This is a genomic window from Bacillus sp. BB081 (genome assembly GCF_008368895.1).
In the GTDB taxonomy this organism is placed as follows: Bacteria; Bacillota; Bacilli; order Bacillales; family Bacillaceae_G; genus Bacillus_A; species Bacillus_A wiedmannii.
On sequence record NZ_QOZX01000111.1, the window covers coordinates 1 to 20,148 of the forward strand.

Genomic DNA, 20,148 nt, shown 5'->3' on the forward strand with positions numbered 1-20,148 from the left:
TTTCATAAAATGCTAAGGACTTATTATGAAACTTTTTTTGACAACCGCATATATCAGGATAATACTAACATTAGAATACACTTTCGCAGGAACCAATATGGATTTTGGAGAATGAAATGTTATGAAACATATTAATATTAGTAGAAAGTATGACTAGCATTGAAATAATTTCACCAATAAAAGAAGTTAAAACCACAGATTCTGATCCTTTTAATGACGATTAGGGATTTAAAACCATTAATGAATTGGAGGAAGCTGAGAATAGTACATACCAACCCGACTGGAATATGGAATACCTCATAAAGGAGATACTTACTACTTAATTCAACGTTTTGGTGCCAAAATAAAAAATTTCAACGTTAACCCTTCCGACTCTTTACAACATTTTATAACAATTGAATCAGAATTTATTACTACTCCGAAAGGGTTAGAAATTTAGAGAACACCGATTACAAATGTATATACTAAAGGGACATATATTGCAGTAATTAAGTATAACGGAGAATTTACCTACTCAAATCATTTTCAAATTAATTAACTCTTTCCTACTCAGTAGCTAAAATTGATTAATTAGGTAGCTATGAAGAATTAAGATCTTAACCAGCTTCAATTGGAGTTTAACTTTTTTAATATAAACACAGTTCACTTTTAATAGAAGTAAGTTAACTATTATATCCACCTACTCTTCGTATACAATATTGCATGCGAAGGACCTTAAATATTTTGGTATACTATGCATGTGGATTTTTCATCCAAAATTCCACTCAAACGCATATTTATGTATATGCCGACCCTAATTGCTAAAAGTGTGCTTGTACTTAGGTCTTTAGATATTTTACATTTTGAATCTTAATACTAATCCACGTATGGAGTCAGTTGTTTTCTAAAAAAACATTCCAGCGTTTTTATCAATTGATTTTAGAATAGTTAAATAATAACACCATATACAAGCTCTGCATAAATACATTTTAATATTTTTATCAATTGATTTTAGAATAGTTAAATAATAACACCATATACAAGCTCTGCATAAATTATTCATTTTCTTTTATATAATACCTACCTTTTTACTTCTGATAAATCATTAAACATTGGATTATATTTCACTTTTATATAAATAAAAGCCAAATAGCCGTTCATAATGAACGACTACTTAGTATCTAACTAATAATTTAAATGTTCTTCATGTTAATCTATTTTGTTTAATCCCGTTGAAGTAACTTGATAGATTCTTTTTTTGCCTATATATTCTTGTTTATTATTCTCAAGGTTAGTAAGTGTAGCCCGTGTCTTTTCATTTACTGCCTCCCCTTCTATATGGGTAAACTCAATGTAATCTCCCACTTTTACGGGCACCACTTGGCTTTCAGCAGTTTGTTGTCTATTTCCCACTATTTCCTTATTGTACACAACACTACCGGATGAATTCTGTACTTTAATACTTGCATACGTATTATTAAAGTAAGAATGTGGTACACCTGCTTCTAAATTCACCTGCATTTTCTCTGTTACCCTATTATAATCTACTTTTGCGATTTCTCTATCACTATATCCCTTTAAAGACCAGCCAAATTGATTCCCGTCTAAAACCGTTGTTTCTGGCATTTTTTCTACTTTCTTCAGACCTTCTTTTGTAACTTCGTACATTGCTTTTTTTCCAAAGCTTTCTTGTTTACTGTTATCTACATTTGTTAAAGTAGCTCTATGCACACCTTCTAGATGTGTTAACTCAATATAATCTCCTACTTTAACTGGAACTTTTTGCGATTCAGCATTTTGTTGTTTGTTTCCATAAATGTCTTTCTTGTATACTACTTTGCCTGATGCATTTTGTACTTTAATACTCGCATATGTTTCATTAAAATAGTGATGTGGTACGCCTGCTTTTAAGTCCATTTGCATTTCTTCTGTCGACTTATTGAAATTGATTTTAGCAAACTCAAAATCACTTATTCCTTTTAGTGACCATGCAAATTGATTCCCATCTAAAATTGTTGATTCTGGCATTTTTTCTATTTTTTTCAGGCCTTCTTTTGTAACTTCGTACATTGCTTTTTTTCCAAAGCTTTCTTGTTTACTATTATCTATATTTGTTAAAGTAGCTCTATGCACACCTTCTAGATGTGTTAACTCAATATAATCCCCTACTTTAACTGGAACTTTTTGCGATTCAGCATTTTGTTGTTTGTTTCCATAAATGTCTTTCTTGTATACTACTTTGCCTGATGCATTTTGTACTTTAATACTCGCATATGTTTCATTAAAATAGTGATGCGGTACGCCTGCTTTTAAGTCCACTTGCATTTCTTCTGCCGACTTATTGAAATTGATTTTAGCAAACTCGAAATCACTAATTCCTTTCATTGACCATGCAAACTGTCTTCCTTCTAAAATATTATTTGCATTAGGCACATTTGGTTTAATCGGATTAGAATCAGTACCCTTCCAAATCTCTGCTGTTAAAATTGGATATCCTAATGCAGCCACTTTTTGAATGGTATCATTATTTGGACGTAATCCCCACTTCTCAAAGAAAGGCATCAAATTTTGTTTGGCTACTTTTGATGCTGAGATCATAAATAATTGTTTTTTATTTTCATCTGTTTGTGGAAGTTCATCAGAAGGCATATCTCTATACAATTGATGCAGTTTAGGATAGAAGTCTTCTCCATATGCTAATTTTAGTTGCCAAAGCATAACAAGCTTAACAAAAGCATCACTAATTTCATCATAATTTTTATTAGATTGTTCTAAGTATTGAAATGCCTTAGTATAAGCACCCTCTTGTTGCAATCTAAAAGGTTGATTAGATGTAAATGCTTTTTCTACAGAAAGGCTGTAAATATTATTTTGTACTTCTGTCATATTATAAAACTTCCAAGGTGATTGCTGTCTCAAATGCCCTGCCTCATGCCATGGACCCCAACCATCTTTTATAAATTTATTAATATCTAACACGTATTGGATTGCGTCTCCCACATATGCGGTTCGATAAGAAGTTGCATACATATAATAATCAGGAGAATGATTTTCTTCTACGTAATGAATATAATGTTTATCTGCTTGTTCTTCAGATAATCCAGCTACTTTGTCTTGAATTCGAGTAGCTTCATCCATCTTTTTTAAGAGTTGTACAGGATCTGTATTAGAACCTAACAAATATTTCTTAACACGTGCCGGGCTGGCCGTAATTAATACACGTTCTCCTTTTAACTCCACTGCATGTGCATTTGGATATTGGTCCAGCATGTTTATTAAATCTTGTTTCGTATGTTTGCCCAGTTCAAAGAAAGGAGTAGTCGCTCCACCCGTTGTGACTGTTGTTCGAATAGTGCCACCTTGTTGTTTATTATAAAAATAAATCATCCCCCCATTTGGAGATTGGATTGTGTTTATACCAGGTTTTAATGTAAATGATTTTATTTTAGAATCTTCTCTCCAAGAAGCATCATACGAATACGTTCCAATGTATGCTTGAATATTTTGATTTCCTTCTACATTAATCGTTATTTGTTCATTTGGCTTTGCATATAAACCAGTGGGTTCATATGGACTAAATGCCATACTTTTTCTTTCCTGTTGTTTCAGTATCTCAACATCCCCTTTTCCTGGGACTGTATATATTCTGTTTTCTGATTTAACTGACTTTCCCTCTTGCAGTGATGTTGATAATTTTTTTTGCTGCTTTGTTTCCTCTGCAAAGACATCTGATGAAGAAATCATTCCAGTCGCAAGCATAGTTACTGTAGCAGTAGCTGCAAGTATTTTTATAGTTTTATATTTTGAATTATTCCCCATATTATCTCCCTCATTTTTCCTTAGTGCATGTAAGGATTATTATTTTATTTATTATTTTTTTACACCAAAAATTATTTACGCTATTTATGTTGTATCTAATACTCTATTTTTTCTCATAATAGTCTCCTTTTCTTTATTTCTAATTGTTTATAAATGTTATTTGATGACACATAAAATAACAACTTTACGATAAACTCATCAATAACAACCTATTATGTTTTGATTTAGTATTCTTAACTTCCATCTAATTGTATAAAAGTATTCAATTAGGAAAATAAGAATATAAAGCTCACTAATCATAGATTAGGTTTTACGGAAAAATTCATAAAAATTATTCACCTTAAAAATTCAAACTTGTATAACTACTTTCTACATATAGGATGGAATTATAAAAATATTTCAATAAAACAAAAGACAGAGGCCTGATTATACCTCCGTCTTTTCAATTTATAAAGAACAAAAAATCATTTTATAACTGTATAAATGCCCTTGCAACAAATACCGTATTCCGCTATTTTTTTGAAGAAACAGGATCCATTTTTAATGTTTTTATCCCTTCTTTTAATGTAAACGCATCCGCTCTCAATGTTTTCCAACTATCTTTCGCTGCATTCAAATTAGGTTTTAGGAATTTGAATTTATTTTGATCCGCTTTTTGGGATGCTTTATCAATATGACTAAGCACTCCCGAATATTGAGAATCTAAATCATGCCATTGTGCAGACATATAGGTAAGTGCATTAATAGCCGATCCAATCGCATTGTGCATTTCATTAATATTATTATACGCAACACCAACTACACGATTTAATGTTACTTTATAATCTATAGTCTGACGTAATTGTGCTAACAACGGCTCTAACGTACCTAAATTATTTCTTGCTACCCCTATCATTACACCACCAGCAATCCACGTAGGAATTGAGGGAATTGATACAGTTATTATTCCATCTGATTCTACTTGTTTAAAATGTCTAACTTGCTCTAAAACTTCATTTAGGCGCTTTTCATCTTCATCAATTCCAGATGCTTGGTTTTTCAGAATCGAATGCAAAATATCTTTATGACCTCCAAATGCCCGGACATCTTCTCCAATACTATCTCTTAACTTAGCTAGTTCTTGTATTAAATTCTGTGTATATGCTTGATTTTGTTTAATCTCACCTTGTAAATCTGTAATGCCTTCTTTTAATGTGTCTGCATCCCCTTCATTAATCGCTTCTACTAATGTGTCATAATAATTGTCGAATTTAGTATCATACTCTACAATCCCCGTCAGTGTATCTAAAAGTTGTTTTTTTATGTGTGAATCCCATTTTGTAGCATGCTCTCTTGCATTCTTTTGATCTTGTAGAATTTGACTAGGTAGATTTGTATATCCTTTAATGTCAATTCCTTCAAAGTTAACATCTGGGTTTTTAATTAACAAATAAGAGTAATCATTCATAGATTTTGCAAATACCCCAGCATCTTGCAAAGCTTTTTTCATCTTTTCGCTGTTTACAGAAAGAGATATATCTTCGGTACTAGTTTGTTCCATTTTACTTTCACTTGCGAAGGCTGCCACTGGAGAAACTACAGTAGTTGTTGTCACAGTTAAAAATGTCGATACAGCAATTAGTTTATAAGGAAAGTTTTTATTCATTTTAATTCCTCCTATACATATATATTGATTTTTAATTTGTTTTTTCTTGTTTAAAAGCAATGTCTTTTGAAATGAATTCTGCATCCTTATGAATATCATTCCAACTTTGTTTTGCAGCCTTTAAATCATCAGGTATTAAAGAAAGTTTATGTTCTTGCATTTGGTCGATATTATCATATAGATCTTTATAATTTGCTCCCATCGTATTCCATTGTTGCTGAATATTCGTTAGAGACATGATTGCTTGATCCACTGTTTGATACAAATATGTCAACGTGTCTTTTGTATTAGTAAGTGAAATAACTGCTTGGTTAGCAAGATCGGCTTTCATACTTAATTCTCCGATTTTATTAGAAATTTCATTATAAGAGTTCATATGATTAGATGCCGTAACACCAGCTGCTGTTCCTAAACCGATACCAGCTGCCCCTAGAGCTGTTAGACCACCAACAACAGCTGGTGTCGCTGTGCCACCGGTCACAACAATTACTACCGCTCCTGCAATCGTTCCAATAACTAAAATAGCTGCTCCTAATCCACCACCAATTGACCAGGCTAATACATTATCAAAATGTGCTTTCTGCGTAGAACGTAAATTCTCAATTTCGGCCTGAAGTTGTGGGACTAGTGCTTGTTTTCCCGCTAATATAGCCGTTAATCCCCCTTGTCCATCTGGACCTCCAACATTATTTTTAAAATCTACAGTATTTGTATACAACTTTGTTTTGAAAGCTTCTAACATCTTAATAACTTCCGTAACTTCATTTGAATTTGTATGAATTGTACCGATTAAATCCCCTATTCCTTCTTTGAGGCCCCCCTTATCTTTCTTTTTTACAGTATCTACTAGTGTGTCGTAATAATTTTGAAATTGTTCATCATAATTTACAATATTACGTGCTGTCTTTTGAATGTTTGGCTTCGCTGTATCTAGCCAGTAATTTGCATTGATTCGTGACAGTTCCTGATTCAGGTGAATGTTTTTGATTAATTCTCCCCCTCCTGAACCTAAATCAACGTTGGATAAATTTACATTCGGTTGCTTAATCATTGTTTTTGCGTACAAATCCATTACAAGAATATGAGAGCCTGTTTCAGCCAACACTTTCTTTAACCCTTCAGGTCCTAACGCATAATTTTCTATTTTCTGTTCTTGTGCTGTCTGTTCTTGTGCAAGTGCGTGAATAGTACTACCATTCGTAGCAGTTATAACCGTTGCTAAAGCGGCCAAAGTTATGACCTTAAATGGAAATTTCATTTTTTAATTCTCCTCCTTATTTCCAGTTGCGTTATAATTTTTTCATTAAACCTTATTTCTTAATGTTAAAATTTATTAACTTGTTCTTCGAGTTGATTTGTTACATTTTTTAGTCGTCTTAATGTATCTTTTTGAGACTGAGTGTTATTCGTATCAACTTCAGTCGATAATTTTGTAATACTATTATTTATTAGATTCAAATCCTCTTTATAACGTTTCATTAGCTCAATTTCTCCATCTACTTGATTAGCAAATGTATGCAAATCATTTTGCATGAAAAGAATCATTGATTTTTGTAAATCTGCTACTGTTAATTTAGTTGTTAAGTCATATAATGTCTGATTTTGTTTCTCTAAATCATTTAAATATGCTCTTTGCTCTGCTGTTAGTTTATTAATTTCGGCAAAGGTACTATATGTTTTTTTAATTTTTTCAGGATCAATCACTTTCATAAGATCATACTCTTTCGTTTTGGTAACCGCAGCTGCAGCAATTTCACCTTTTTTACTTTTCTCTATCGCTTCACGCGCTTCTTTTTTGGCAGCTTCAATTTCTATAACTGATTTTCCCTTTTCTGTTGCTTCTTGCTCTGCTTTCTTCTCTGCTTCTACAATAGCATTGTTTATTTCTTTTCCTTTGTTATACGCCACTACTGCGGTTTGAGCAGCCGGTTCAATGATATCTTTTGATAGACTATAAATTTCTTGGAATACCTTTAGCCCTTGTTCATTTAAAGCTCCTGGTAATAATGCTATTTGCTCTAAATCATTTTGAATTGATTTTTTTGTATTTAGCATTTCATTTTTTAATTTGTCTATTTTTCCTGTTCCCTCTGAACTAAGTACACTTTGTGCTTTTACCACATCTGTATCAAGATTTTTCAGTTTCTTATCTACCTGTAGTTTAAGATCTGTTAACTCATTAATCTGACGTTGCACGTTTTCTTGGTTTGTTATAGTCATATCTTGAAGAACTTCCAGTCTATCTAAAAACCCTTCTTTATTTTCCTTATTATCTACAAATCCTTTTAATGTTGGATAATAGCTATTAAATTTGGTTGCAAATCCTTTACTTTTTGAATTTAGTAGAATTAATTTTGGATATAGTTCTGAGGACCACTCTTTCATATCTTGTTTAATTAGAAATTGAGTTGTATTTAAAGATGGAACTTCTTCAAGTTGCACATTCGGACTCGCTAAGGCTCCATCTATAAAGGTTTGTGTTAATTTGGAGTGTGCACCTATTTTTCGTAATGCTGAGGAAATATCTATATTTTCTTGTTTCGTTTCTGCCTGAACGGTTGGCGTTGCGAGAGTATTGATAGGAATAGTCGCTCCAGTAACGATTGATGTTATTAAAAACCCTGTCATAATTTTATTCTTCATTCCGTACACCTCTTCACTATTGTTTTTTACAGTTTTAATCGTAAATGTTGTACAACCTAACGTTAGGATTTCTTCACACATACTTGAGGATAGAGATTTTTTCAAAAAAGTAATTCCATCTCGTTTTTTATTTATTTTTGAAAGAATATAAGGACCTTACTTCCCCCTCATTTTAAACACTATGTTTTTCATAAGTAAACCAGAAAATCGCTTTTATTAAATTTGATTTTTCAGATATTTATTATTCAAATTATAAAATATTATATTTAAAAAAGTTAAATCCAAATTTCATTTCATAAAGTGAAATAATTATACTATGATAATTAAACATAAAAATTCTTTTATTCACCAAAACCTATATCAATCCCTCATCCAAAAATGATTTTAATATAATTTAATAGTAATTGACGCATATGTGTCTTTTAGATGGATATGTAAAATTACATATCCATCTAGGAGTAACTAGCATACATACGCCAACAATATTATTATCGTATAAATAATAATATTGTTACTACGAACACCACAGGAGAAAACTCCCCTCATGCACTCTAGGGGATAGAATGTCTATGTAATAAAATTTTTTACTTATATACTTACTATTCATTATAGAAATACAAAAAAGCGATTCTTTTCACATGAAAAGAATCGCTTTCTAGGTTCATATTTTCAATTACGTTACATAAAGAATTGAGGAATTATCATTTAAGAGACTTAACTATCACTTCAGTTGCCTCTGCAATGAGTTGATTATCATAGGTAGCCTCTTTCTCATCTTTACTAGATAAAATTGCGATGATAATGGGTGCTCTATTTGGCGGCCATACGATAGCAATATCATTTCGTGTCCCATAACTTCCAGCTCCTGATTTATCTCCAACTATCCAGTCAGTTGGTACGCCTGCACGAATAAGTTTGTCTCCTGTAGCATTTCCTTTCATCCACTCTGTAAGAATGTTACGTTTATGAGCTGGAAGCGCATTTCCGACCGTGAAAGCTTTCAGATTAGTAGCAATGGCTTTCGCTGTACTAGTGTCACGAATATCTCCTGGAATAGCTTCGTTTAACTCTGTTTCAAGGCGATCAGCCATAGTAATCCGATCACCCATCTGTCTAAGCGCTTTTTCATATCCTTTAGGTCCGCCTATTTTATTAAATAAAATGTTCCCTGCAGTATTATCACTTGAACGAACAGCAGCCTCAGCAATTTCTCCTAGTGTCATTCCAGTATCTACATGTTTCTCTGTAACAGGTGAATATTCAACTAAGTCTTCTTTCGTAAATTTAATGACTTCATTTAATGTATCAATTGAGTTTTGCTGTAGTAATACTCCTGCGGCTAACGCCTTGTAGGTTGATGCGAAGGCAAATCTTTCGTTATGTCGATAAGAGATTGTTTGATTTGTACCAGTATCAATCGCATATACACCTAATCGAGCATCAAATTTTTTCTCAAGTTGAGAGAACTCTTTATGCGTCGCCTGATTTTTATGTTTCACTTGTCCAGTCTTTTCTTTCGCTTCAACTTGCAGTGACCCTCCTGTAAAAGCTTCTAGGCTTGTAACACTTAAACCTAATATACCAACGCATATTCCTATTTTTAGCATCCTTTTGTTTTTCAAAATCATCATTCCTTTCAAATTTTCAATACTGAAAACAAGTAGTAAATTCAATACACTGTATCCTATTTAAAAACCTGTTTTTATACGTACACATAATAGACCACCTAAGAAACAAGTTTGTTCCATAAATTTAAAACCTTTTTAACAGTAGCCAAAATATTAACAAAAGTAAGAGATAGCAACTGTGGTAGTTGCCATCTCTTATTTCAAATCTTCCTTTAACTTATAAAGGCTTTTATATAAACAGGGTCACTTCCCCTAAGAAAAATACTCACATTTTACTAATTTTGATTAGAACTATCTGTACTAGCAGCTTCACCATGTATACGTTGCTGTTTTAAATCAAAGTATACATCTAAAACTTCCTTTCCAATTATAGAATTAATTCCACTTTTATCATCATGAAGCCATGGGACTACAATAGAAAATGCCACTTCTGGATTATCATATGGAGCATATCCAACTAATGTTAAGTTGTAACATTCCATACGTTCTCCTTTTGCATTTCTACCAATTGGATCATCTCCACCATATACAGTTTGAGCTGTCCCTGTCTTTCCTGCTGGTTTATATGAAGCATTTTTGAAATGCTTCACGCCAGTTCCATCACCTTCTTGGAATACCCATCTAAACCCTTCTTTTATCCGATCAATATGTTCTGTCTTCATATCAATTCGATTTAATACGACAGGCTCTATGGAGCGTATAACTTTACCAACCTCTTCTTTTATTGATTGTTCTCGTATTTCTTGTACAATTTGTGGTTGCATTCTATAACCGCCATTCGCAATCGTTGAAATATATTGTGCCAATTGCAATGGCGTATACGTATCATACTGACCGATAGAAAAATCTAGTAAAAAACCAGGTTGACTATCTACTGTTCTCGTTTGTCCAGTTATTTCATTCGGTAAATCAATACCTGTTGGGACACCTAAACCAAATTGCTTGAAATAATAACGCATCGTATCAAAGGCTCCTTGTTTAATATCCAATGAGCCATTTGGTACGTAATTAACTCCCGCAATTTTTAAAGCTGTCTGGAACATGTATACATTCGAAGATACTTGTAGAGCTCGTAAATCATTAATATTACCAAATCCGGATACATTCCACGATTTCTTAGCTTGTGTACCTTTAAATTTCATAGGTGCATCATAAAATTGATCTCCTGGATGTATTGCCCCTGTCTCATATCCAGTTAATAAAGTAGCACCTTTTACAGCTGACCCTAGCTCATACGAAGTTGTCATGTTACCTAATGCCAAATCCTCAATCTCCATTTTCCCTTCTTTTTCTACAATCTTTTTGCCTGCCATAGATAAAATCTGTCCATTATTTGGATTCGTCATGACGACAAAAGCTCGGTCCAACAGTGGCTCTGAACTCTTAAAAGCCCTCAAATTTTTCTCTATACTTTCTTCCACTTTCTTTTGTAATTCCATATCAATCGTTAATGTTAAACTATTACCACTTTTTCCTTTAGAGATTATTTCTGTGCTAACAATATTTCCTGATTTATCAGTAATGTTTTTCACTTCTTCTTTTGTACCGTGTAATACATCTTCATATCGTTGTTCAATATAACTTTTTCCTACACGATCATTACGGTTATATCCACGTACCAAATAAGAATCTAAGTTTTCTTTCGGTAATCCTTCTTCACTGCTTGTAATATTACCTAACACGGAACGAAATAAATTACCATTTACGTAATTACGTTCCCAATCAACCGTTGCATCTACTCCTGGGAACTCCATAAGCTTTTCACTTATCCGTGCATACTCTTCATCTGTTACATCTTTTTTAATAATTTGTGGTGTCAGTTGATAACCTGAACTCATTTTACTTTTAATAGCTAACACTTTTAAATCTTGTGCTGTTAATTCTGCCAATTCTACTTCTGTAACGCGACTTCGTCTTAAGTCATCAATTTTTTTACCTAACTCTTTTCCCTCTATTCCCTTTTCTTTAAACTTTTCTATATCTTTTTTAGTAATCTTTGTCTCCGCACGTTTCGTATTCAACTGCATCCAAAAATCTTTTTTATCGATTTCAGTTAACTTATTTATATCTTGTTCGGGCATTTCAAGTACTTTCGCTAAGTCTTTTGCTGTTTTTAAAATATCTTCACTCGTAATTCCTTTCACCCTTGTATACGTAATTGTGCGAAGAGATTTATTATTAACGACTGCTTTCCCTTCTCGATCTAGTATTTGTCCACGTGGAACTGGTATACTAGTTGTTTCATTTTGACTGCTCTCCACTTGGTTCTTATAAGCCTCTCCCTCAACGATTTGTACTTTTCCTAGCTGCATAATAATGGCTGAGAATAGTAGAAATATGCAAAGGAACATTATATTTAATCGAATAGATATATATGTCTGCTGCTTTTTTTCTTTTTGTTTTTTCATAAATCCTCCATTTAATCCTTTCAGGAATTACTGCAAATACTAAAAGCATTCCTTTTATATTAGATACCGATGACCGGTTATAAATATCGTCTCAATTTTTTGCCTACTCCTTGTAAGCATCCATTCCTTTTCGTTTAGCTACGTAACTCATAACTCTCCCTTTCTGTTTTCTCTCTATTTTTTTGTCTCTTGCATTAGAAATGCTACACTGTATAATGACTCTTATTAAACTTACATATAGACTTGCTAGTAAATTTTCATACTGATGGTTCCTTTCTTCATGCTGTAATACTTAATAGACAACCTAAACAATAAAGTTGTTCCACATTTACAAAAAAAATAATTAACTATAAGATGAAATAGGCTACATAAGGGAGGGTTATATGTTACATATAAAAAGATGGAGATTTTTTGCGGTTCTTTCTATTGTAGGTTTGATTTTACTAATTTTATTAAAAATCAACTTCATCTCAATTACTATCGCAACTTCTTCAGCTGAAAGAGGAAAAATTTCCGATCAAAATGGTGTAATACTAGCTACAAATAAGAAAGTTAAGTCTCTATATTGCACTTCTAATGATGAAAAGGTATCGAATCAAGATACCTCAAACACATTAGCTTTTTTTAATCAATTTTCAAACGAGTTTCAACATGACATTTCGGCAGAGGACATAAAATCACAATTACAACAATCTTGTAAAAAGCAAACTATGAATGATTTACCGTTATACTCTGACATAAATGAGAGTGAACTTACATTCATAAACAAGAACAAACCCAATAATGTAATAATTAAAGATGAATGGATTCGATATTATCCTAAACACGAAGTTGGTTCACAGCTAATTGGGTATGTAGAAAATGACCTTAATTCTAAGTATGGACCTGTTGGAAAAAGCGGGATCGAGTTGCAATATGAAAATGATTTAAAAGGAAAACCAGGAAAAACTCTAATTTTTAAAATGAATAATAAAAAGTTCTTTTGGAACATCCGAAAAATACAAAATGGAAAAGATGTCCGGCTAGCTTTAGATTCTAAGTTGCAGCAAAAAACAGAGGAAGCATTAAGATCTCAAATTAACAAAACACCTGATGCTAAAGCTGGTTATGCTGTAGTGAGCGATGTAAAAACTGGCGCAATTTTAACTATGGCCAACTCGGCAGTTTTTGATCCAAATATATTACATACACATGTATCACCTAAAAAAGAAAACATAAAATCACTTTCGCAAAATAAAGCAATTCAAAAATTAAAGTATGGTGAATCTTATGTAAATATGGCTTCTACTATAAAGCCACTTACTATTTTAATTGGATTAAACGAAAAGCTTTTTCAACCTGAAGATACTTATTTAGATAAGGGTACTTTTCAGTATGATAATCAAAATAACATTACGAATGCACCTGGAACGCCAACAGGTGAGATTACACCGAGGCAGGCTATCATTAATTCATCTAACACATTTATGACAGCAAAAGTAGCTTTGCCCTTATTCAACCAAAATAATGGGAATATAGAAAAAGTGGCACATATATGGACAGAGTATTTAAAGCAATTTGGCCTTCGTTCTAAAACTGGGATTGATTTACCCTTTGAAGAAGACGGACAATATGAATTCCATCCTTCTAATAAGTTTGAGAATGGAATCTCCGCTTTATTAAATGCCTCTTGGGGAGGAAATGAAGTGCATACTCCTCTTCAACTTGCTCAATATGCAGCAACTTTGGCAAGGAAAGGTGATAAATATAAACCTCAAATCGCAAGTGCTATTATTGCTCAAGATGGTGAGGAAATAAAAAAGTTTAAACCAATTTTAGAAAGTTCAAATCGTTATCCAATGAACTTTTGGAGTGTCGTGCAAGGTGGAATGAGTCAAAATATAGAGGAGATTAAAAAATTGCCCTTTGATGTCGCAGGTAAAACGGGTATAACCGGTTCTCCAAATGAACAAGAAAGAGTAATCAATCATTCTCTTTTCATTGCATATGCTCCTACCAAAGATCCACAGATTGCCGTTTCTGTCGTTATTCCTGGTAGTAATTCAGAAAAAAACATTGCTGCTCTCGTTACATCAGAAATTTTAGAGTCTTGGAATACTCTTCAAAAAGAGAATAAAAACAAAGAGGAAGGTTCATTAAAGTGAACCTTCCTCTTTTACCATATAGAATCTATATTAATAATTTTCCATATACCTTCATTATTCTTTTCGAACATAAATGAATATTTAATATCAGTTAATACATACTCTTTTTGTACATATCCAGTATTACCGTTAATTGTCGATATTTTTATATATCCATCATTCTGCACTTTTTCTGGAATCCAAGCTTTGACCATTTCATTAGATACTTCATATAAAACTTGCGATTCTCGCTTTGGTTCAGCTAAAATTTTTGTTTTATTTCCAATAACAGTTGCATATATAAAATGCGCTTGCTTTGGTTGGTTACTTTCTGTCAATCCACTTGGTACTTTGTATACTTGCTTTGTATCATTTGCAAACTCTCCTCCCATTGTAAGAGCGACTTGCAACTCATGAAAAATATCTTCATCAAACTTCATTTCATCCTTCTTATAACTCTTCCCTTTAAATAGAACTTCATCATTTAGCGCTTTGTACAGCTCATTTTCATTTTTTGAACTTGTACTTTGATATAGTTCATTCATAAATTGTTTTAATGATGGATCTTGAGCAGACTCATCTTTTGTTTTAGGCTTAATTTGAGTACTACTTTGTACCGGTGATTTATTATCATCAATCCAAGGTTGTTGAACAATAAAAAATAAAAATGTACAAGCTAAAACCACTACAATTGGCAATGCTTTTTTACGAAATGGTCTTGTCTGTTTTGAAGAATCTACCTCATTACTTTTGTATATAGATTGCTTTATTTTATAAATATATTCTTTTTCATCTTTACGTTGTTCCATTGGGCCGTTTTTTAATTTACTATACCAGTCAGGATTTTTTTTATTTTTCATCACTACTACCCTCCCCTATTAATTTTGAAACCTTACTTCTTGCTCTACTTAATCTAGATTTCACAGTTCCAATGGAAACTCCTAACGTTTCAGCCATTTCTTCATAAGATAATTCATATTTTGCATCCAATATTATTATTTCACGATGCTTTTTAGGTAGTTTTAATACAACCTTCCACACATCATTCATTTCTTCTTGCTTAAAAAATTCTTGTTCTGCCGACTGGGATTGCTTATCGTCATTAAAAAATCCTATTAAAGATATCCTTTTAAAATAAGAGGATTTCAAATAGTTTATTGCCGTATTTCTTGTAATTTTTAATATCCACGTTTTAATAGATGACTCCTTTCGAAATGAATTCCAATTTTTAAATACCTTTATAAATACATCTTGCGTGATATCATCTGATAAATGTGGATCTTTCGTAATAATAAATGAATAATTCCATACATCTTGCCAATAGTCTTTTATAATATCGTCCAGCTCATCATGATTACACTTTTCAATAAACGTCTGTTCCATTTCCACACCTCAAACTTATTTGAATAAACATAAAACTGCCCTCACTTTTATTATGGTTTCAATATATAGACAAGATACAAGTTTCATTTGTTCCATTGTTTATCTTTTTTGATAGAAACATCCTCCTAAAAATGTAAAGGTGTGCAATTACTTTCATAAAATAATCACCTACACATTCTCTTACATGACAGGCTCCTAAAAAACAAGTAAAGCATACAATATTAAAAATACACTCATAAAAAATCTGATTATTATTTGTGCATTTCACGCAACACTCCACTTGTACCACCTTTTTTCTTAGAGCATACTTATTTGTGTGCTCTATTTATGTTTTACTAAATAACTGTTTTGTTACAGTTTTAAACTTGTCCCTTTCAATATGTTTTACTCTTCTATTTACTATTAGCAATACCAACTTTTCAAAAATGAAAATAAAGATGGGGTATCAACTTTATTCAGCCACAACAAAAAAGCATTCTCGATTAAGGAGAATGCTTTTTCAAAACTTAATTGCTCTTTGTTTTGCTCAATTTATACCTTCGTGTTAAGCAAACAATGAATGTAGTAAAAGATTTCACCTTATAGTTACGTATTATTTCTGAAAAACGTGTTTTACTTTTTCGCCTGGAACGTTACTCCCCCCTCTTCCTTTTACATCTTCAATCATCATGGTTACAATCATGTCTGGCTCATTTGCATCAAAAGCCGCAAACCATCCAAGTTCTTTTCCGTCTGCCTCTTTCGATTCTTTCAATTCTGCTGTACCTGTTTTACCAGCAAGAGTTACACCATCAACCTTAGCAATTCTACCCGCACCATCAGGGTCATTAATGACTTTTATTAAGGCACTCTTTAATATCTCTTGATTCTTTTTAGAAACCACATTTTCTTTCCAATTCCCCGCTACTTTTGCTTCTTTTAAAAGATGAGGCGACGGAATATTCCCTTCATTCACAATCGGTGCATATGTTAATGCTAAATGAAGTGGTGTCATTAATACTTGTCCTTGTCCGTATCCCGTGTCTGCTAGTTGAATATCATTTTTTATCCCGTCTCTTGCAATGATTGAAATAGGAAATTCATATTCAATTGGTAATTTTTCATGAAATCCGTATTTCTTAAATTCGTTTACATACTGATCTTTTCCCATTTTCAAAGCTTGTTGAGCAAAATAAATATTATCAGAGTACTTCATTGCCTTGTCAAAATCAATTGGACTTGCATCCTTCACACGTGTTACATAATAATTTCCCCAAGATGAATCTTTTGTCCACTTTAATCCTTGAATTTTAAATTCTTCCTTAGGATTTATTGTGTTTGTTTCCAAACCAATTGCACCTGTAATCGTTTTAAATACGGAACCTGGTACAAATGCTTGTGTGAAACGATTCATCATTGGTAGTTTCGAGTCGTTATTCCATGCTTCTCGTTGGGCTTTTGATGCTCCTCTAACTATTATATTTGGATTATAAGCAGGGCTACTTACAAGTGCAATTGTTTCACCCGTTTTCGGATTGACCGCTGCACTAGATCCTGCTTCATTTTTCATCTCATTAAAGACTTTTTCTTGAATTGCAGCATCAATTGTTAACGTAACATTTTCCCCAGCTTTTGCTTCTTTTTTTGCTATGTTTTTAATCTCTTTCCCGTTCTCATCTTCCATAAATACGCGTCCACCCTTTTCACCACGTAATTTATTCTCTAATACTTTCTCTAAACCGGTCTTACCTACTAAATCATCTGCATGATAACCTTTTTTTTGAAGCGATTTTAACTCCTCTGCATTCACCTTTCCTATATATCCTGTTAAGTGTGCCGCTGCTTCTCCTAATGGATACGTACGAATATTTACTGGACGAGATGAAACTCCTTCTAATTCAATATAATCATTCTGTCTAGTTCCCTCTTTTAATATACCAATTGGTACAAAGGAGTCTGGTTTTATCCATTTCGCTGAAAGCTTCTGATCGACCTCTTCTGTAGACATATCCAGTAACTGTGCTACTATTTCTTTTGTTTGTGCTGCCGTTTCGCCTAGTTTCTCCGGAATAATTCCAACCTCAGTCGCTTTACCATTCGTTGCTAGACCTTTCCCATTTCGATCGTATATTTCTCCACGTTTTCCTTGTTCTGTTTGCATACGTACCTTGTAATCTTTTTTCATACCTGGAAAAATGAAATCTGGTGTCCAATCTATTTTCCAAGATTCTTTTTCTTTCACAAGTTTTGCTTCATGGATAAATGAAGCTGTTCCTCCATCCGTATCCATCTTAACTTCAAAAAGAAAAAGTTCTTTATCTTTAGCATTCTCTCCTTTCGTTTTAACTTTTAAATTCTTAACGCCAATACCTTCATAGATTTTTTGATATTTTTCTGTAAATTCTTTTTTAGAAATCGTTTTTTTTGCATGATCTGATAAATAATCATACATATTTGCAAATTTTTTATCATTCCATAAATTGATATATTCTTCAAATACTTGTTTTGGCGGTTCATTTTTATTACATCCTACCAACATAACTGCGAAACAAATGAAAAACAGCATCCATAATTTTTTCAATTCAATCTTCTCCCTTAATTAAAAATCATTATTCCTTTCTTAATTTATTAAATAAAAAATGTTTCAACGCTTAATAGACATTGTAAGTAATGACATTGTTCCATATTTACAAAAAAATTAATTTACACTTAAGTTGCATTAGAAGAGGGAAGTTTGTAAGCTTCTTACAAGCTTAAGGAACATCTATATTTAGCAAACGTTATCATTATTAGTGGTGTTTTGAAAAATTCATTTAAAATACCTTTTAGTTCGTTTTCGCCGATTTTACCTTTTTTCTTTATAGATTTTTGAAACAAAAAATAGAATCCTAATAATAAGGATTCTATATCAATAAATATCAAAAATCACTTAGGGTATAAGTGTTATTTTCATCACTTCGAGCCGTTAATAGTTAGATTTGTTTTTCTTAATCTAATGGTGATGCGATTCTACCCATATAGACTTTTTTACTTTTCTGTAATATTTATAAAATTCACGGCTCTCTTGTCCTCAGTACCTAACGCCGTATTCACTTTATCTATTTCCTTGCTTAATTCTAGTGCTTTCCCTTGATTGACTAAATTAAGATTTCCAAAAGATTTATTAAAAGATAGAATCTGTCTAGTTTTTTCTTTCCCATTTATTTCTTTGAATAATGTATCCTCTACAATTAATAGGATTACGTTGGATCCACCACGATGCGGAGATAGCCATACATCCCCTTCATATTGAACATTCATTTTTTTCTGATCAAATGTTAGTTCTTTCAAGTCTTTATATTCTTTATTTGCAAATAAGATAGTTTCATCTTTTTCTATTTTTGGTAACGAACCAATAGGGACTGATGATGTAAGCCCCTCGTTATTATCTCTTTCGCGTATAAGCCCCTTTTTATTCATTTTTTCAGCAGTTGTTCTACTAATAAATAGTAAATTACTAGTAGCAGTATCCATAGAATCCCCCAAATTAGTCGGTAGCTTTATGTCGAGCTTGTTATTATCTATCGTCCCTTCTTTTAATTGATATAGGTCTTGTGAGCTTGTTATATCTTTGTATGAGTCAATTATAGAGCTCCTTGTTTGTTCGTTTATCGCTCCTACTTCTATTGAAATTCCATTTGCTGGAGAGTCTTTTGTACTAAATAATGAACATGCTCCTAACACGGTAATCGAAATACCAGCTACTATTAATAACCCAAATCTTTTTTTCATTCTATATTCTCCTTATTTTTATTTTTTTGAATTGAATTAAATCATTGTTTTATACATTTTCTTCAAATATTGAGCACGAACAAAGTAGAAGTATATAATTTGTAAAACTAAGAAACAAACCAATACTATAACGGAACTACCCAAGACTGAAAAATCAGCTAACTTTTGCAAGGCCATAAAAGCTACGACACTATGTGTAATTGCTATTACAATGGGTAAAAAGAATAGTAATACAAGTTGACGTGACACAATTTTCTTTAATTCGAGTTTACTTAAACCAACTTTTGCTATCATTTTATATTGCTGCTGATTTCGTTCTAAATCTGTGTATAATCGGAAATATAAAAAACTTGCAGCAAATGTAAAGAAAACAATGCCTATTAATACACTCATAATGGATGCAAGTCCAAAACCTTGTTTCATCCCTATCCAAGTAAGAATTAAAGTCGAAAATGTATATTTTTCGTTGTCTATTATATGCTCATTTATACCTTTATTATCCTTCTGAAAAGCAGCTACAATATTTTCCGCAACTTTTTTTGTTTTCTCCCAATCTTTCACAATAAAACCATTAATAATGTATTCAAAATAATAATTCTCTGGATCCACTATCATTTGATTATATACAGCGTCTGGTACTCTATACAACAATTGAAAGCTATTTTGATTAGATTTTGAATTAGCAATTTTTTTTGAAGGTATGACAAGACTATCATTTTCATCTTTTAAGCTTTCTTTTTCAAAACCAAATGCCTTAGCTAACTTATTAT

At 32.2% G+C, this 20,148-nt stretch carries 12 protein-coding genes and 1 pseudogene; 2 read left to right on the forward strand and 11 right to left on the reverse strand.

Annotated features, from left to right (window positions below; genetic code table 11):
• The first annotated feature begins 478 nt into the window (after positions 1-478).
• Positions 479-538: a hypothetical protein gene (locus DN394_RS29655; RefSeq protein ID WP_239661031.1), complete on the forward strand. Its 60-nt coding sequence runs from the start codon at positions 479-481 to the stop codon at positions 536-538.
• 650 nt (positions 539-1,188) lie between these two features.
• On the opposite strand, the gene DN394_RS28120 is transcribed toward DN394_RS29655, so the two are convergent.
• The 6 genes from DN394_RS28120 to DN394_RS28145 form a co-directional block, all read right to left on the reverse strand.
• Complete coding sequence (locus DN394_RS28120) at positions 1,189-3,798, reverse strand: putative mucin/carbohydrate-binding domain-containing protein (RefSeq protein ID WP_048566386.1); 2,610 nt, start codon at positions 3,796-3,798, stop codon at positions 1,189-1,191.
• Positions 3,799-4,309: 511 nt separating this feature from the next.
• Complete coding sequence (gene hblA / locus DN394_RS28125) at positions 4,310-5,443, reverse strand: hemolysin BL binding component B (protein WP_001038657.1); 1,134 nt, start codon at positions 5,441-5,443, stop codon at positions 4,310-4,312.
• 31 nt (positions 5,444-5,474) lie between these two features.
• Entirely contained in the window at positions 5,475-6,701 is a 1,227-nt protein-coding gene (hblD, locus tag DN394_RS28130) for a hemolysin BL lytic component L1 (RefSeq protein WP_048561857.1), read from the reverse strand.
• 65 nt (positions 6,702-6,766) lie between these two features.
• Complete coding sequence (gene hblC, locus DN394_RS28135; protein WP_048561858.1) at positions 6,767-8,086, reverse strand: hemolysin BL lytic component L2; 1,320 nt, start codon at positions 8,084-8,086, stop codon at positions 6,767-6,769.
• Positions 8,087-8,787: 701 nt separating this feature from the next.
• Positions 8,788-9,714: a class A beta-lactamase Bla1 gene (bla, locus tag DN394_RS28140; protein ID WP_033658847.1), complete on the reverse strand. Its 927-nt coding sequence runs from the start codon at positions 9,712-9,714 to the stop codon at positions 8,788-8,790.
• 275 nt (positions 9,715-9,989) lie between these two features.
• A complete protein-coding gene (locus DN394_RS28145) occupies positions 9,990-12,122 on the reverse strand; it encodes a peptidoglycan D,D-transpeptidase FtsI family protein (RefSeq protein WP_149294443.1) in 2,133 nt (710 codons plus the stop codon).
• Between the two features lie 383 nt (positions 12,123-12,505).
• Here DN394_RS28145 and DN394_RS28150 point away from each other — a divergent pair, with 383 nt between their 5' ends.
• Positions 12,506-14,266, forward strand: a complete 1,761-nt coding sequence (locus DN394_RS28150) for a peptidoglycan D,D-transpeptidase FtsI family protein (RefSeq protein ID WP_064473214.1) — start codon at positions 12,506-12,508, stop codon at positions 14,264-14,266.
• Positions 14,267-14,277: 11 nt separating this feature from the next.
• On the opposite strand, the gene DN394_RS28155 is transcribed toward DN394_RS28150, so the two are convergent.
• The 5 genes and pseudogenes from DN394_RS28155 to DN394_RS28175 form a co-directional block, all read right to left on the reverse strand.
• Positions 14,278-15,105 carry an SH3 domain-containing protein gene (locus DN394_RS28155; protein WP_098150339.1) on the reverse strand — a complete coding sequence of 276 codons (828 nt, stop codon included), beginning with the start codon at positions 15,103-15,105 and terminating at the stop codon, positions 14,278-14,280.
• On the reverse strand, positions 15,095-15,628 hold the full coding sequence (locus DN394_RS28160; RefSeq protein ID WP_016087832.1) for an RNA polymerase sigma factor: 534 nt from the start codon (positions 15,626-15,628) through the stop codon (positions 15,095-15,097). The genes DN394_RS28155 and DN394_RS28160 overlap by 11 nt, the downstream gene beginning before the upstream one ends.
• A 592-nt stretch (positions 15,629-16,220) precedes the next feature.
• A complete protein-coding gene (locus DN394_RS28165) occupies positions 16,221-18,188 on the reverse strand; it encodes a penicillin-binding transpeptidase domain-containing protein (protein ID WP_048566391.1) in 1,968 nt (655 codons plus the stop codon).
• Positions 18,189-18,634: 446 nt separating this feature from the next.
• Positions 18,635-19,378, reverse strand: coding sequence for a lipoprotein BA_5634 family protein (locus DN394_RS28170; protein WP_000745515.1), 744 nt, complete (start codon positions 19,376-19,378; stop codon positions 18,635-18,637).
• Positions 19,379-19,414: 36 nt separating this feature from the next.
• A pseudogene (locus DN394_RS28175) lies at positions 19,415-20,148 on the reverse strand (ABC transporter permease); the annotation flags it as partial.

Coding starts and splice junctions, on each gene's coding strand:
- hblA (WP_001038657.1), bottom strand. CDS start 5,443: ATGAATAAAAACTTTCCTTATAAACTAATTGCTGTATCGACATTTTTA.
- DN394_RS28150 (WP_064473214.1), top strand. CDS start 12,506: ATGTTACATATAAAAAGATGGAGATTTTTTGCGGTTCTTTCTATTGTA.
- hblC (WP_048561858.1), bottom strand. CDS start 8,086: ATGAAGAATAAAATTATGACAGGGTTTTTAATAACATCAATCGTTACT.
- bla (WP_033658847.1), bottom strand. CDS start 9,714: ATGATTTTGAAAAACAAAAGGATGCTAAAAATAGGAATATGCGTTGGT.
- DN394_RS28120 (WP_048566386.1), bottom strand. CDS start 3,798: ATGGGGAATAATTCAAAATATAAAACTATAAAAATACTTGCAGCTACT.
- DN394_RS28170 (WP_000745515.1), bottom strand. CDS start 19,378: ATGAAAAAAAGATTTGGGTTATTAATAGTAGCTGGTATTTCGATTACC.
- DN394_RS28155 (WP_098150339.1), bottom strand. CDS start 15,105: ATGAAAAATAAAAAAAATCCTGACTGGTATAGTAAATTAAAAAACGGC.
- DN394_RS28145 (WP_149294443.1), bottom strand. CDS start 12,122: ATGAAAAAACAAAAAGAAAAAAAGCAGCAGACATATATATCTATTCGA.
- hblD (WP_048561857.1), bottom strand. CDS start 6,701: ATGAAATTTCCATTTAAGGTCATAACTTTGGCCGCTTTAGCAACGGTT.
- DN394_RS28160 (WP_016087832.1), bottom strand. CDS start 15,628: ATGGAACAGACGTTTATTGAAAAGTGTAATCATGATGAGCTGGACGAT.